Consider the following 233-nt stretch of genomic DNA (forward strand, 5'->3'; position numbering starts at 1 on the left):
GAACACGACCGTTAAGCCCTCCAGCGCCGATGGTACTTGGACCGCAGGGTCCTGGGAGAGTAGGACGCCGCCAAGCATAACCCCATCTCTGGGGATTTTTTTTCGCCTCTAAGGACAATCTCTGCTTAATTAGAATTTTAGTTATTATTTCTAAGATGGGGCTATAGCTCAGCTGGGAGAGCGCCTGCCTTGCACGCAGGAGGTCAGGGGTTCGATCCCCCTTGGCTCCACCA

Annotated in this window: 1 tRNA gene and 1 rRNA gene; both read left to right on the plus strand. The window is 53.6% G+C overall.

The annotated features are described in order from the left end of the window. Window positions 1–76, plus strand: a 5S ribosomal RNA gene (gene rrf / locus G9G57_RS26510); the annotation flags it as partial. A gap of 81 nt (window positions 77–157) precedes the next feature. After that, a tRNA-Ala gene (locus G9G57_RS25545) sits at window positions 158–233 on the plus strand.

Source organism: Paenibacillus sp. EKM211P, assembly GCF_011066175.1.
GTDB classification, from domain to species: domain Bacteria; phylum Bacillota; class Bacilli; order Paenibacillales; family Paenibacillaceae; genus Paenibacillus; species Paenibacillus polymyxa.